Source organism: Undibacterium sp. Ji22W (assembly GCF_049340305.1).
In the GTDB taxonomy this organism is placed as follows: domain Bacteria; phylum Pseudomonadota; class Gammaproteobacteria; order Burkholderiales; family Burkholderiaceae_D; genus Undibacterium.
In genome coordinates this window covers 397,154-410,849 of the sequence record NZ_JBMPOU010000001.1, presented here as the reverse complement: position 1 = coordinate 410,849, position 13,696 = coordinate 397,154, and the positions used below count along the sequence as shown (strand labels likewise).

Annotated in this window: 14 protein-coding genes and 1 pseudogene; 5 read left to right on the top strand and 10 right to left on the bottom strand. The window is 45.6% G+C overall.

Going from position 1 to position 13,696, the window contains the following annotated elements; all coding sequences use genetic code 11:
* Positions 1 to 62: 62 nt before the first annotated feature.
* Positions 63 to 953 (bottom strand): hydroxymethylbilane synthase, encoded by an 891-nt coding sequence (gene hemC, locus ACO0KW_RS01650; protein ID WP_423051935.1) that lies wholly within the window; start codon positions 951 to 953, stop codon positions 63 to 65.
* 360 nt (positions 954 to 1,313) lie between these two features.
* Here hemC and trpS point away from each other — a divergent pair, with 360 nt between their 5' ends.
* Both trpS and ACO0KW_RS01640 read left to right on the top strand, forming a co-directional pair.
* Positions 1,314 to 2,384 carry a tryptophan--tRNA ligase gene (gene trpS, locus ACO0KW_RS01645; RefSeq protein WP_423049993.1) on the top strand — a complete coding sequence of 357 codons (1,071 nt, stop codon included), beginning with the start codon at positions 1,314 to 1,316 and terminating at the stop codon, positions 2,382 to 2,384.
* Positions 2,385 to 2,402: 18 nt separating this feature from the next.
* Positions 2,403 to 3,617, top strand: a complete 1,215-nt coding sequence (locus ACO0KW_RS01640) for a winged helix-turn-helix domain-containing protein (RefSeq protein ID WP_423049991.1) — start codon at positions 2,403 to 2,405, stop codon at positions 3,615 to 3,617.
* A 91-nt stretch (positions 3,618 to 3,708) separates the two neighbouring features.
* On the opposite strand, the gene ispH is transcribed toward ACO0KW_RS01640, so the two are convergent.
* Entirely contained in the window at positions 3,709 to 4,683 is a 975-nt protein-coding gene (ispH, locus tag ACO0KW_RS01635) for a 4-hydroxy-3-methylbut-2-enyl diphosphate reductase (RefSeq protein WP_423049989.1), read from the bottom strand.
* Positions 4,684 to 4,722: 39 nt separating this feature from the next.
* A complete protein-coding gene (locus ACO0KW_RS01630) occupies positions 4,723 to 5,178 on the bottom strand; it encodes an FKBP-type peptidyl-prolyl cis-trans isomerase (protein ID WP_423049987.1) in 456 nt (151 codons plus the stop codon).
* A gap of 98 nt (positions 5,179 to 5,276) precedes the next feature.
* Here ACO0KW_RS01630 and radC point away from each other — a divergent pair, with 98 nt between their 5' ends.
* The 3 genes from radC to rpmG all read left to right on the top strand — a co-directional run bounded on the left by radC (position 5,277) and on the right by rpmG (position 6,534).
* Positions 5,277 to 5,951: a RadC family protein gene (radC, locus tag ACO0KW_RS01625; protein ID WP_423051933.1), complete on the top strand. Its 675-nt coding sequence runs from the start codon at positions 5,277 to 5,279 to the stop codon at positions 5,949 to 5,951.
* Positions 5,952 to 6,103: 152 nt separating this feature from the next.
* Positions 6,104 to 6,340, top strand: a complete 237-nt coding sequence (gene rpmB, locus ACO0KW_RS01620; RefSeq protein WP_186890252.1) for a 50S ribosomal protein L28 — start codon at positions 6,104 to 6,106, stop codon at positions 6,338 to 6,340.
* Between the two features lie 26 nt (positions 6,341 to 6,366).
* Positions 6,367 to 6,534: a 50S ribosomal protein L33 gene (gene rpmG, locus ACO0KW_RS01615; RefSeq protein ID WP_110257750.1), complete on the top strand. Its 168-nt coding sequence runs from the start codon at positions 6,367 to 6,369 to the stop codon at positions 6,532 to 6,534.
* Between the two features lie 253 nt (positions 6,535 to 6,787).
* On the opposite strand, the gene ACO0KW_RS01610 is transcribed toward rpmG, so the two are convergent.
* From ACO0KW_RS01610 to ACO0KW_RS01580, 7 genes and pseudogenes are all read right to left on the bottom strand, one after another.
* Positions 6,788 to 7,990, bottom strand: coding sequence for a DesA family fatty acid desaturase (locus ACO0KW_RS01610; protein ID WP_423049985.1), 1,203 nt, complete (start codon positions 7,988 to 7,990; stop codon positions 6,788 to 6,790).
* Positions 7,991 to 8,075: 85 nt separating this feature from the next.
* A complete protein-coding gene (locus tag ACO0KW_RS01605; protein WP_423049983.1) occupies positions 8,076 to 9,377 on the bottom strand; it encodes a mechanosensitive ion channel family protein in 1,302 nt (433 codons plus the stop codon).
* Between the two features lie 98 nt (positions 9,378 to 9,475).
* Entirely contained in the window at positions 9,476 to 10,792 is a 1,317-nt protein-coding gene (locus ACO0KW_RS01600; protein ID WP_423049981.1) for an RsmB/NOP family class I SAM-dependent RNA methyltransferase, read from the bottom strand.
* A 21-nt stretch (positions 10,793 to 10,813) separates the two neighbouring features.
* Positions 10,814 to 11,443, bottom strand: coding sequence for a phosphoribosylglycinamide formyltransferase (gene purN / locus ACO0KW_RS01595; protein WP_423049979.1), 630 nt, complete (start codon positions 11,441 to 11,443; stop codon positions 10,814 to 10,816).
* An 88-nt stretch (positions 11,444 to 11,531) separates the two neighbouring features.
* A pseudogene (locus tag ACO0KW_RS01590) lies at positions 11,532 to 11,939 on the bottom strand (barstar family protein); the annotation flags it as partial.
* A gap of 47 nt (positions 11,940 to 11,986) precedes the next feature.
* Complete coding sequence (locus ACO0KW_RS01585) at positions 11,987 to 12,352, bottom strand: ribonuclease domain-containing protein (protein ID WP_423049977.1); 366 nt, start codon at positions 12,350 to 12,352, stop codon at positions 11,987 to 11,989.
* A gap of 72 nt (positions 12,353 to 12,424) precedes the next feature.
* Positions 12,425 to 13,642, bottom strand: a complete 1,218-nt coding sequence (locus ACO0KW_RS01580; RefSeq protein ID WP_423049975.1) for a patatin-like phospholipase family protein — start codon at positions 13,640 to 13,642, stop codon at positions 12,425 to 12,427.
* Between the last annotated feature and the right edge of the window lie 54 nt (positions 13,643 to 13,696).

Genomic DNA, 13,696 nt, shown 5'->3' with positions numbered 1-13,696 from the left:
AGTCAACATAGCAGGCGCTTGCCTACAGCCTATCCAAATTTATCAGCGATTCTCTATTCAGACTAGGCTTGTTCAGTCTCACGGCACACTGCCAAAATCGCATCCGCATTTTGCATACGTAAAGCCGCGACGACTTGCATTCCCAAATCTACATAATTCTCTGCATTGCCGCTCACTTCCGCTTTCGTCGATTGCGTTCCATCAGGTGTCGCGACCATCGCGCGCAAATGCATATTGCCATTCTCAATTTCAGCAAAAGCCGCCAAAGGAATTTGACAACTGCCACCAAAGGCCCTGGAAACTGTACGCTCAGCTAACACTGCCTGCGATGTCGGCAAATGATTTAAAGGTGCCAATGCTTGTACCAAATCCTGACGCGAGGACAAAATTTCTATCGCCATTGCACCTTGACCGGCGGCGGGCAAACTTTCCGTAGGCTCTAAGAATCCCTTGATGCGCTCAGGCAGCCCCAAACGTTTCAGTCCCGCTGCCGCCAAAATAATGGCAGCGTATTCGCCTTCGTCCAACTTGCGCAACCGTGTATCGAGATTGCCGCGCAAAGGCTTGATGACTAAATGCGGAAAGCGCGCAGAAATCAAAGCTTGCCGGCGCAAACTACTAGTACCAACAACTGCGCCTGCGGGCAGTTCTGCTAAAGAAGCAAATTGATTCGAAACAAAAGCGTCGCGCGGATCCTCACGTTCCAATATCGCTGCTAAAGAAAAACCTTCTGGCAACTCCATAGGGACGTCTTTTAACGAGTGCACCGCCAAATCAGCACGCGCTTCTTCCATCGCCACTTCCAACTCTTTCACGAACAAACCTTTACCCCCGACTTTTGACAGGGCTCTATCCAAAATCTGATCGCCACGCGTGGTCATACCTAGGATCTGCACATCGCATGTTGGATACAAAGCCTGCAAACGGGCACGAACATGTTCTGCCTGCCACATGGCAAGGCGGCTTTCGCGCGAGGCGATGATAAGTTTGGATGGCACAGAATTCACTTCAAAAACTTTCTAAGATGGAATCTAAATTTGATAGCGAGCGTGAGTTTATGAAGTCTCAGCTTAACGCATGATTTTACCATGCTGATGTCGACATTTCTTGACAAAAAACAGTGAAAAACGGCATTATGCCTGCATGAAACACACTTTCAACATCACTAATAGCCATTGGCGGAGCACCTTCGACTAAGGGTGGCTCCCAGGTTCAATACGACAAACACAAAATTACTGATGCCGCCCTTATCTGTAAGCGCGGCATTTTAATTTTTCAGATACCTATTTACTTCTAATATTTTCGGATCACTCATGAGCGAGCACGCAGCAAACATTACAGAAGTCGGCACCGCATCCAAAGCATCAGCCCAGCCATCTGCCAACAAACAACACTTAATTCTGACTGGGGATCGTCCAACCGGTCCATTGCATCTGGGACATTTTGTTGGCAGCCTGCGTAATCGCGTGACTTATCAAGATCAATACAAGCAGTACATTATGATCGCTGATGCGCAAGCGCTGACCGACAATATGGATGACCCTGCAAAAGTACATAACAATGTGATCGAAGTCGCACTTGATTATCTGGCAGTGGGAATTGACCCGAGCAAATCGACCATTTTCATTCAATCACAAATCCCGGAACTGACCGAACTCACCTTCTACTACATGAATCTGGTAACGATTTCACGCCTAGAACGTAACCCAACGATTAAACAGGAAATCATCTTACGCAACTTTGAGCGCGACATTCCAGCGGGTTTCTTCACCTACCCTGTGAGTCAGGCCGCTGACATTACAGCATTTAAGGCGACTCTAGTGCCCGTTGGTGATGATCAGATTCCGATGATTGAACAAACGAATGAGATCGTGCGCCGCTTTAATCGCTTGGCAAAAAAAGATATTTTGGTCGAGTGCGAAGCACTAGTACCAGAAATTGGTCGCCTGCCTGGCATCGATGGCAAAGCAAAAATGAGCAAATCTCTGGGTAATGCGATTAATCTCGGCGCTACCGAAGCAGAAATTAAACAAGCTGTACGAAATGTCTATACCGATCCTCAGCATCTCAAAGTGGAAGATCCCGGCCACCTAGAAGGCAACGTCGCATTTACTTATCTCGATGCTTTTGATCCCGACAAAGAAGCGCTGCAAGCAATGAAAGATCATTACGTCCGTGGCGGACTTGGGGATAGCAAAGTCAAAGCGCGTCTGGAAGGGGTTTTGCAGGACATGCTCCGTCCCATTCGTGAGCGTCGTCAGGAATACGAGAAAGATCGTGGTCATGTTTTGCAATTGCTCAAAGAAGGCACTTATCGCGCGCGTGAAATCGCCGCAAAAACGAACGATGAAGTGAAAGCAGCAATTGGCTTAAAACACTTCTAAACTTAGATCTGAAATACGATGACAATAAGCCTGACCGCAGCCAGAAACATCCATCTTGCCGCTCAAGGCTTATTGTCTGCACCTAAACAAACTGCCGACAAACAAGCGGTTTTGGCGACCATCCAAAATATGGGCGTGCTGCAAATTGATACCATTCATGTTGTCGCACGGAGCCCCTATTTGGTGCTATGGAGTCGTCTCGGTGACTATCAGCAAGAATGGCTGGAACAGCACTTGGATGAAGGCAGGCTATTCGAATACTGGTCACACGAAGCATGTTTCCTTCCGATAGAAAGTTTTGGCCGCTATCGCCATCAAATGCTCAATCCGGAAGGCATGGGTTGGAAATACAATCAAACCTGGCTGCAAGAGAACGCCAGTCACGTTAAGCAAGTTTTAATGCACATCAAGAATTTCGGTGCTTGTCGCTCTGTGGATTTTGAACGCACTGATGGCAAGGCTGGCGGTTGGTGGGAATGGAAACCTGAAAAACGTTCGCTAGAAGTTTTGTTCACCACAGGCAAAGTCATGGTAGCGCGACGTCAGAAATTTCAACGCGTGTATGACTTAGTTGAACGTGTCCATCCCAACTGGAATGATAAACGTGATCTGGGTAAATTAATCGACGATCAATGCGATCAAGTCTTAGATTCAGTCAACGCTTTGGGCATTTGTAAAGCAAGCTGGATTGCAGACTATTTTCGAATGAAAAAGCTCACCCCTTCTATCCAAGCTGAAAGTCTGTACCAGCGAGGATTACTACAAAAAATTAGCGTGGAGGGTTGGACTGAGCCCGCCTACTATCATCCACAACGTACACCACTCATCGAGCAGGCCAAGGCGGGACAATTACGCGCTACCCATACCTGTTTGTTATCGCCGTTTGATCCTGTGGTGTGGGATAGAAAACGCGCCTTAGAGTTTTTCGATTTTGACTATCGCCTTGAATGTTATACCCCCGAAGCAAAGCGTCAGTACGGCTACTTTACTTTACCAATCTTACGCCGTGGAAAACTGATTGGACGCGTGGACGCCAAAGCGCATAGAAAAGAAAAAATAATGGAAATCAAGGCTTTACATCTGGAAACCAATATCAAGTTTAGCGAAGCACTGACTAAAGATTTGGCAAAAACTTTGCGAGCATTCGCGGACTGGCATAAAACACCCAAGGTGCATATTAGCCGTTGTGATCATCAGGAATTGAAAGCGGCACTGACACTTTGTTTCAATTAAACTGACTTTGAATCAGTGGGCATGATTCGAACAAGCATTGTTCCAGCGAAATCAGGAGCACACTAAAGCGCTCCTGCATTCTTTGCCACGCTCAGACTTTAGTCGGATTATGTAAGCCTTTAGGTAAAGGAAAGGTCACATTTTCCTCCTCGCCATCCAAAGCGCGCACACTTTTCACACCAAATTTTTTAAGTTGATCAATCACTTGATTTACCAAAATTTCCGGCGCAGATGCTCCAGCTGTGACGCCTACCCGCACACAATTTTCCAACCACGCGGGATCGATATCATCTGCTTTATCAACCATATATGCTGTCGTTCCCATTTTTTGTGCTACTTCTCGCAGGCGATTTGAGTTCGAACTATTTTTGCTTCCCACAACGATTACTAAATCAACTTGCGGAGCCATAAATTTAACGGCTGCCTGACGATTCGTCGTTGCATAACAAATATCGCCTTTCTTTGGTTCGGCAATCAATGGGAATTTATTTTTAAGGGCAGCGATAATATCAGCGGTATCATCAACCGATAAAGTCGTTTGTGACACATAGGCGAGCAAAGTGGAATCAACAACATGCAAGTTGGCGACATCTTCAACAGTCTCTACCAGATACATACCACCGTCACTCTGCCCCATCGTGCCTTCGACTTCTGGGTGTCCTTGATGACCAATCATGATGATCTCGCGACCTTCTTTTCGCATTTTTGAGACTTCAATATGCACTTTGGTCACCAATGGGCAAGTCGCGTCAAAGATTTTCAAACCACGCTTATCAGCATCTTCACGTATCGCTTGCGAAACACCATGCGCGGAAAAAATCAGCGTATTACCAGCAGGAACATCATCTAGTTCCTCAATAAAAATCGCGCCTTTTTGACGCAGATCATTCACGACGTAGGCGTTATGCACAATCTCATGTCGCACATAAATCGGTGCACCAAATTGCGCTAAGGCTAACTCTACAATATCGATAGCGCGATCCACGCCGGCACAAAAACCGCGCGGTTGAGCTAGTAGAATTTCTTGCTGCTTTTCTTGGATTGCTGGACTAATAAATGAATTCACTGGCTCGCTCATAAATGCTAAATTGACTGAATAGATGACTTACAGAATGCCTATAATTTTAACTTCAAACAACATGCGTTGCCCCGCCAATGGATGGTTAAAATCGAACAAAGCTGAATCCTCATCCAATTCCTGAATCACACCAGCGAATTTACCGCCGGACGGCGCGGAAAAGTCAATCAAATCGCCGACTTTGAATTGCTCGCCGAACGCAGAATTTTCGCGCAGAGTCTTCAAGGATACACGTTGAATCAGATCAGGATTACGCACACCGAATGCCTGTTCGGGCGTCAACTCCTGCGTAGTATGTGTCCCCTCTTCCAGACCGAGCAGTGCCTGCTCAAGATTAGGTGCAAGTTGACCTTGGCCCAATAGCAAAGTGGCAGGACTTTCATGAAAAGTCGAAATAATATCCTCTCCATCCAGTGTTGCAAGACGGTAATGCAAAGTTAAATATGCACCATTGTTAACGACAAGTATAGACTTTTCAGACATAATTTAATTTCAACTTTTTTAAAAACTAGCAAACCGCTATTGTAAGTCAGGCGAGACAGAAAAGCTTTGTCATGCAAAACGAAAGGTACATAAAGACGATGGGAATCAATCATTGGCCAGAAGAACAACGTCCGCGAGAGCGACTAATCAAGCTTGGAGCGACTGCATTGTCGGATGCCGAATTACTCTCCGTTTTTCTGAGGGTTGGCGTAAAAGGGAAAAGCGCCGTTGATCTTGGGCGAGATATGTTGATGCAATTTGGTTCTTTGCGAGCCCTATTTGGCGCCAATTTGACTGATTTTGCCAAAGTACATGGATTAGGCAGCGCCAAGTATGCTCAGCTTCAGGCAGTTTTGGAATTAGCCAAACGCTCAATCTCAGAAGAGTTACAAGCCAGTTCATCACTCTCTTCACCACAAGCGGTACGCCAATACCTACAGCTAGAAATTGGCAATAAGCATTATGAATCTTTTACGGTCTTGTTCTTGGACGTCAAGAATCGCCTCATCATCGTGCAAGAACTGTTTCGTGGTAGCCTGAGTCATGCTAGCGTCTACCCGCGAGAAGTCGTTAAAAGCGCACTTAGCCATAACGCTGCCAGCGTGATACTGGCACACAATCATCCATCAGGCTCCCCGGATCCTAGCTCAGCAGATTTAACTTTGACTCAGACCTTGAAATCAGCGCTCGCTCTAGTAGATATACGCGTACTTGATCACTTTATAGTCGCTAACAACAAGGTCTACTCTTTTGCTGAAAATGGGCAGATATGAGTCTAAGTCATGGTTTACAATGGAGAAATTCAAATTGTTAAATTTAATCATCCAAAAAAGACACAATTGTTTTTCACAAGTCGTTGATATTTCAAAGTTTTTTGGCTATACTCTCATTTTTTCCAATTTCGGAAATCATTAAGGAGCTAAACATGGCGCGTGTATGCCAAGTTACTGGGAAGGGGCCAATGGTTGGCAACAACGTTTCCCATGCGAACAACAAAACTAAACGTCGCTTTTTGCCTAACCTGCAAAATCGGCGCTTTTTCGTAGAATCAGAAAATCGCTGGGTTTCCCTGCGTTTATCTAACGCAGGTTTGCGTGTAGTTGACAAAATCGGTATCGATGCCGTTTTGGTTGACATGCGTGCTCGCGGCGAAAAAGTTTAAGCAGAAACTATTTTTAGGAAAATATCATGGCTAAATCTGGTCGCGACAAAATCAAATTAGAATCGACTGCTGGTACAGGTCACTTCTACACGACATCAAAAAACAAACGTACGATGCCTGAAAAAATGGAGATCATGAAGTTTGATCCAAAGGCACGTAAGCACGTTATCTACAAAGAAACAAAGATTAAGTAATTATTGCTTAATTTTAGCTTCAGTAGAATGTCAAAAAAAACCTGCAAATTTGCAGGTTTTTTTTCGCCTTTTAGTTTAATAGCGAAGGACCTCTGCCCCAACTTAATAGATTGCACAAAGTCCGATAACCCAAGCCAGCGCGGTAAATCAAGCTGCAAAAAGATCTATCAAAATTCCTGCTTCGAACGATCGAATCCACCACAAATAAAAAATGGCGCTATCAGCGCCATTTTTTTACATCTCAATTGAAGCATCAGGCATAACTACGCAGACGCAAAGAAAACTCTTGCAGGGTATTAATTCCGGAAGCCTCGGCACGCTGGCACCAATCCTGCAACTGAGCGACTAACTGCTCACGAGTCGCGCTTGAACGCTCCCAAATCGCATTCAACTCAAGGCGCATATCATGCATGGTTTTCAAAGCTGCGCTGTGCGCGAAGAGCTCAACCAATTGTTGCTGCTGTGGCGCTTCCAACTTTGCGGGCTCGCGTTGCAAATTCTTCTTCACGGCCTTCAAAAATCCTTTTTCCAATTGCGCATTGTCACGCAACTGCTGCAACTCAGCACGCCAAGTTTTCTTCAAAGACTTCGCATACTTTGCCATCACATCGTAACGATTGGTAATCACAGCTTGCAAAGTTTCGACATCCACCACCATCTTAGAGGCATCAAATTTAGGTTGCGGTGCGACTTTCTTGACTTTCGCCAAACCGACGATTTCTAATGTGCGGATGTAACCCCAACCTATATCAAACTCATACCATTTGGAGGATAACTTAGCCGAAGTACCGAATGTATGGTGATTATTATGCAGCTCTTCACCACCAATCAAAATACCCCAAGGCACAATATTGGTTGCGGCATCGGCGCATTCATAGTTGCGATAACCCCAATAGTGACCAATACCATTGATGATACCAGCAGCAGTAACCGGAATCCACAACATCTGTACAGCCCACACTGTTACGCCGATCACGCCAAACAACATTAAATCGATAATCAACATCAGCGCCACGCCTTGCCAGCTAAAACGCGTATACAGGTTACGCTCCATCCAATCATCCGGTGTACCGTGACCGTACTTACTGATGGTCTCTAAGTTCTTGGATTCGGTACGATATAACTCTGCGCCTTCCAGCAATACTTTCTTAATGCCCCGCGTCACTGGACTGTGCGGATCTTCTTCAGTTTCGCATTTTGCGTGATGCTTACGGTGTACAGCAGCCCATTCTTTCGTCACTTGGCCGGTCGTTAACCACAGCCAAAAACGGAAAAAATGACTAGGAATCGCGTGCAACTCCAACGCACGATGTGCCTGACAGCGGTGCAAGAATATCGTCACACTAGCGATGGTGACATGCGTGACCACCATAGTAAAAATAAATACCTGCCAGCCCGAAGCACGGGTAAAGCCGTTGCTCAAGAAGTCAACAACCAGATCAATAAAGTTACTCAAAATATAACCACTCCTAATACACTATTCTATGCAGGCTGAAATCGGCATGCAAAATTTCTCAAAAACATCTTTATTTTACGCTGATTCAAGCCTTGGGTTTCGATTGCGCCTGAAATACTGTAATTTCGCGTTGCGGGTAAGGTAATTCTACTCCGCGCTCTTTCAACAAAGCCCAAATTCCCCGGTTCACGCCAGAAATTACATTGGTTCGGCCATTTTCTGGGTCTTCGATCCAAAAGCCAACACGTAATTCAAAACCATCAGCCCCAAAACGCAATAAATAGGCTGATGGCTCGATGCTCTTAGAAACTCGCGGTACAGCAGCGGCGACTTCCATCAGTGCCGGCAGCAAACTATCGAGATTCGTGTCGTAGGCAACCGTAAAATCCGTTGTCAGCACGACAGCGCGATCCGTCAAGGAAAGATTTTGCACGGGATTGGAGACCAGCATTTCATTCGGAATAATCGACTCAACGCCATCCAAGCCCTTTAATACGGTATATCGGGTGTTAATCTGCGTCACGCAACCACTGAATTTATCGACTGTAATCATGTCACCGATCGACAAACTACGATCAAACAGAATAATAAATCCCGATACATAGCTACTGGTAATTCTTTGCAAACCAAGGCCTAAACCAACACCAAGTGCCCCGCCAAAAACAGACAGTACAGTCAAATCAATACCGACCAAAGACAAACTAATCAGTATTGCCATCAGAATAAAAATGGCACGTCCTAAGCGCGACAACACTACCTTTAATGAGGAATGCATACTTGGGATCAGCATCAGACGCGCTTCCAGCATAGCGCTGACCCATAATGCCAGGATCACGGTCAAGGCAACTGAAGCAATACCCTGCACAATTGCCAGCAAGGAGACCTTACTCTTTCCAAGTGGAAGAACTACCTCTTCGAGAGCGAGGAAAATTTCTTCCCACATACCAGTGAAATGCAAAACCAAACCTAGCCAAACCAGCGCGGCAAAAATTTTTTCAAAGACGAGTAAAGTGTTACCGACCGCACCATCACGCACAAAGGCGCGGCGAAATACATAGAAGCTAAAGCGTATCAGGGCAAACGAACCCAAGATGGGGAAAAACAGTTTCAACAAACCTGTATGTTGATACCTGCCGATAATTAATTTTGCCAAGAACAAAAAAATCAGCGCTAACAGCGGCCATAGAACACGTGAAAAGCTCTCAACGCCAATCTTAATCACGCCGGAAGTGTGATCAACCTTCGCGAAAAAACGTTGAATACTGCGTGACAAAAACCAAGCAAACACAAAACACGTCGACAACGCGAGCAGCTGAAATAAGAGACCAACCGTGCCCAGGTCTGTCGATATTTCAGTGATTAATCGTGTCAAAGATTGTGTTTCCATAATTCCCATGGACGAGACATGCGCGATTGTTTTAAACAAAACTGCAACCTAAGGTGAGACTATTTTTGAAAACCGATTTTAAATACTGAATTTAAAAACTATTCTGCTTCGGCGTCGACTTCGGCCTCTGTATCTACTACCGCTTCTAATTTTGGCGCAACTTTATTCCGCTGAAATACCGCGGCAAAGAAACCATCAGTATTATGCACATGCGGATAAAGTTTCAAATAATCGCCCATCTCCAATTGGATTTTTTGTTCTTCCAATACTTGTGAAACAGGCAGCAAAGTGAAATCTGGATGCGTCGCTAAGAATTGTTCAACGATGCCTTCATTTTCTTCATCGAGAATACTGCAAGTTGCATACACCAAGCGACCGCCACCTTTTACAAGACGTGCTGCGCTATCCAAAATCGATGCTTGTTTGACGTTAAGTTCCGCGACGCCAACTTGCGTCTGACGCCACTTCACATCAGGATTGCGACGCAAAGTTCCCAAACCACTACACGGAGCATCGACTAAGACGCGATCCAATTTGCCTGCTAAGCGTTTGATCTTGGCATCGCGTTCATGCGCGATCACCACCGGATGCACATTCGACAAACCACTACGCGCCAAACGTGGCTTCAGTTTCGCTAGACGTTTTTCGGAAATGTCGAATGCATACAAGCGACCAGTATTGCGCATCGCTGCACCCAATGCCAAGGTTTTACCACCCGCACCGGCGCAGAAATCTGCGACCATTTCACCGCGTTTTGCGCCGACTAACTGCGCCAGGACTTGGCTGCCCTCATCCTGCACTTCTATTGTGCCATCTTTGAACAATGGCAAATTTTGTATCGATGGCTTTTTAAGTATACGCAAACCCAGGGCTGAATATGGTGTGGCTTCAGCCAGAATCGGCGCCTGCGCTAACGATGCGATCACGTCTTCACGGCTAGATTTCAAAGCGTTCACGCGCAAATCCAACGAAGCTGGCGTATTCAATGCAGTCGCCAATTTCATTGCTTCTTCGTCGCCAAATTTAGTCGACAGTTTTTGCCATAACCATTCAGGCAAATTCGATTTCAATGAATGCGGTAAATGGCTACGGTCAATTTCCATCACGCGACGCAACCAAATGTCTTCTTCTTCACTCAGACCGCCTAGGGCATCAATACCAACCGCATCCGCCAAGCCAAGCAATGTGATACGACGCATCGCTGAGCCAGTCCCGGACTCAGAGAAACTGGTATACACACTTTTATTCCGCAGCAAACCATAAATCGCTTCAGCTATCACACCGCGCTCACGGCCGCCAAGACGCGGGTTCTCTCTGAAATAACGCGATAAAGTTCCGTCGGCAGGGCCCGTAAAGCGCAAAACTTCACGTAAGACGGCTTCAGTATGGCCGATCATGGCTGGTGGTAATCTCATGTTTTTCCTCTGTAAATACGATTAGATCGCGCAGCTATCTGCTTCGGATCCATTAACAATCACGCGATTGCCTTCAACCACTAGTTTGCCTTCAACGAATAAACGCACGGCGCGTGGGTAAATTTGGTGTTCTTTGACGAGTAATTTCTGCGCCAACGACTCTTCGGTGTCTGCATGTTCGATGCGCACACAAGCCTGATCAATGATAGGGCCGTGATCCAACTCCGCCGTCACGAAATGGACGGTCGCACCATGAAATTTCACGCCTGCATCCAAAGCTTGCTGATGCGTATGCAAGCCAACAAAACTCGGCAGCAAGGACGGATGAATATTCATAATACGATTTTCGTAATGCTGTACGAATTGCGGCGTCAAAATACGCATAAATCCAGCTAGCACGACCAAATCCGCTTGAAAACTATCAATGGCTTGCTGTAAAGCGGTATCAAAACTCTCTCGATTTTGGAAAGCTTTGCTTTCCACCACCATCGTAGGAATACCCTGACTAGCGGCATAAGCCAAGCCAGCTGCATCAGGCTTATTGCTGATTACCGCTGCGATTTGTGCTGGCCATTGTTGGGATTGTGAGGCTTGGACGATGGCTTGCATATTGCTACCGCGTCCAGAAATAAGGATGACGATTTTTTTCATTGCGGCATTGTACCTCCGTCCCGGTTTAAGCCCAAGTAAAAAGCCTGAATTTGACTAAATTCAGGCTTTTTCAATGCATTTAAGCTAATTATTCGAAGGAATAGAAGACTCTGAACGGAATTTTCTTTTTAGCCCAATAATCAGCTGCATCACGAAACACATCTAACAAAGTTTCTCGCATTTCCTTATCAAAATAATCAGTATTCGGCAAATGCTCTATGACGACTACAAAGCCATTTTGTTGTCCAGCCATATGCACAAAATCCGTCAAACAATCATATAAAGCATCAAAATTGTGTCCAAAGTGGCTAGGAAAACCAAAAGAATCAGCGATCATCCTGAGCACTCCTTGCTTGTCCTGTGCTTGATCACAGTGCACATAGAGAAAATGTTGCCCCATCGCTGTCGCTTCTATCTGCAAATCGAGACTTCTAAAAGCGCGAATCGATTGCACTGCATTTGGGCTGACTGTACTTAACAAACTCATTTCATCCTCATTTTTCATTGATCAATGATGACATTCTTGACCGACCTGAACGGTATTTACTCTTTAATCCGTTTAAAACTGGCGTAGTGATCCGCAGTGTAATAAAACTCATAATAAGGTGGACGTGCGCCGCCAGCAATAATTCGTCTGGCACCCCGATTCCTTGCATACGGCGTCTTCACCGTATATTCATGATAATAGCCACGGGCACGCTTGGGAAGTTGACGCTCATAGTTACCAAATACTGATCCATCTTTATCATATGGAAACGGACCACCCTGCTGAATCAATAGCAAAGTCTGCTGTGCTTCTCGCGGTAGATCTTGAATGTTGACCGAACCTACATCCTGCGCAAAAACGTTTGACGTCAAACTCAAGCCAAAGATCAAGACCGCTAGAAACTGTCGTAATTGAGATTTCATTATTATAGAAAAATGGAAATTCAAATTAAATAACATAATTGATTACACACTGTTTAGCAATGAATTGTATATTTAAGCAGGAACAGCTTCCATCGCTGGAACAGGATACTTTTTCACAGATTGTGGCTGAAAAAAAAGAATGACTTCTTCTTTCATCGCCAAAGTATCCTTGATTCCCAAGGCGATCAATTCTTGAGTGTAGCTTGCTTCAAATAACAAATAAGACGCCAACGCAGCGCCACGTACGTCAGTCGCGCCGATGCCACCCAGCATAGTTCTGACTGGCAAAGGCAGACTTTGTGTGTGGCGGCTTGCAATTTCATCTAATCGCTCGGACGGGGCAATTACCAACAGATCAACTGGCTTCAAAGGGGTTTTCTCCAATAAATCGGGAGGTAACATCGAAAGAGTTTTGTTGATTCGCGTTAGGCGTTCAATATCGACCGCCAAACTATCCAAGAAGATACTCGACATCGCATGACCGGCAATCTGTGCCAAACTCGGGTAAGTCGCCAATTCAAAATTTTGCCGTGGCGGCTCGGATAATCGCCCGGCACCAACGATTAAAACCTTATTAGCGCCTAAATGAATCGCGGGAGAAATCGGCGCCAATTGACGCATAGAACCATCGCCACAATACTCGAGATGGCCTCCCCAATTCAAAGGAATAGAAGGAAAAATAAAAGGGATAGCAGACGACGCCAATAAATGTTGCACACCAATGAAATCACGCTGGGCCAACCGCTGACTGCGCACCCAAGGTTCGATATCTTTTAAAGTCTGATAAAAAGTTAAATGATGACCGGTCGTATAGGAAGATGCTGTCACCGCCAATGCTTGCAGATCATCCGTCGCGAAAGCCTGATCGAGACGCTCCATATCTAGCATCCGATGCAATAAACCGGCTAATGGCGAATTATCTAATAACGAAGTCGGTGGCGACTTGCGCCATTTGTTTAACAACCAACCGAACGACATGATCGATAACCACCGCGCACCAGAGCGGATGACACCAAGGGAATCTGCACGATACACTTGCGCAGCTTCAAAATGGCTCCAGACATGCAAAATATTATTGACTGACTCTTGAAAGTGATCGGCACGAGAAGCCAGTGCCGTGGCGTTGATCGCCCCCGCAGAGGTTCCGCAAATAATCCCAAATGGATTTTTTTTAGGATCCCAACCTTGTTCTAACAAGATATCAGAGATCGCCTTGAGAACTCCGACCTGGTAGGCGGCGCGTGCACCGCCTCCAGTCAAAATCAAGCCTGTCGTGGCATTACTATTCATTCCTATTCGGCTCCAAAAAGCAAACTTTTCTTATGTATCTAGTGTATTCGCGTA

Excerpts from the sequence above, each read along its gene's own strand:
- hemC (WP_423051935.1), bottom strand. The coding sequence starts at position 953 with ATGTGGCAGGCAGAACATGTTCGTGCCCGTTTGCAGGCTTTGTATCCA.
- trpS (WP_423049993.1), top strand. The coding sequence starts at position 1,314 with ATGAGCGAGCACGCAGCAAACATTACAGAAGTCGGCACCGCATCCAAA.
- ACO0KW_RS01640 (WP_423049991.1), top strand. The coding sequence starts at position 2,403 with ATGACAATAAGCCTGACCGCAGCCAGAAACATCCATCTTGCCGCTCAA.
- ACO0KW_RS01630 (WP_423049987.1), bottom strand. The coding sequence starts at position 5,178 with ATGTCTGAAAAGTCTATACTTGTCGTTAACAATGGTGCATATTTAACT.
- radC (WP_423051933.1), top strand. The coding sequence starts at position 5,277 with ATGGGAATCAATCATTGGCCAGAAGAACAACGTCCGCGAGAGCGACTA.
- rpmB (WP_186890252.1), top strand. The coding sequence starts at position 6,104 with ATGGCGCGTGTATGCCAAGTTACTGGGAAGGGGCCAATGGTTGGCAAC.
- rpmG (WP_110257750.1), top strand. The coding sequence starts at position 6,367 with ATGGCTAAATCTGGTCGCGACAAAATCAAATTAGAATCGACTGCTGGT.
- ACO0KW_RS01605 (WP_423049983.1), bottom strand. The coding sequence starts at position 9,377 with ATGGAAACACAATCTTTGACACGATTAATCACTGAAATATCGACAGAC.
- ACO0KW_RS01600 (WP_423049981.1), bottom strand. The coding sequence starts at position 10,792 with ATGAGATTACCACCAGCCATGATCGGCCATACTGAAGCCGTCTTACGT.
- purN (WP_423049979.1), bottom strand. The coding sequence starts at position 11,443 with ATGAAAAAAATCGTCATCCTTATTTCTGGACGCGGTAGCAATATGCAA.
- ACO0KW_RS01585 (WP_423049977.1), bottom strand. The coding sequence starts at position 12,352 with ATGAAATCTCAATTACGACAGTTTCTAGCGGTCTTGATCTTTGGCTTG.
- ACO0KW_RS01580 (WP_423049975.1), bottom strand. The coding sequence starts at position 13,642 with ATGAATAGTAATGCCACGACAGGCTTGATTTTGACTGGAGGCGGTGCA.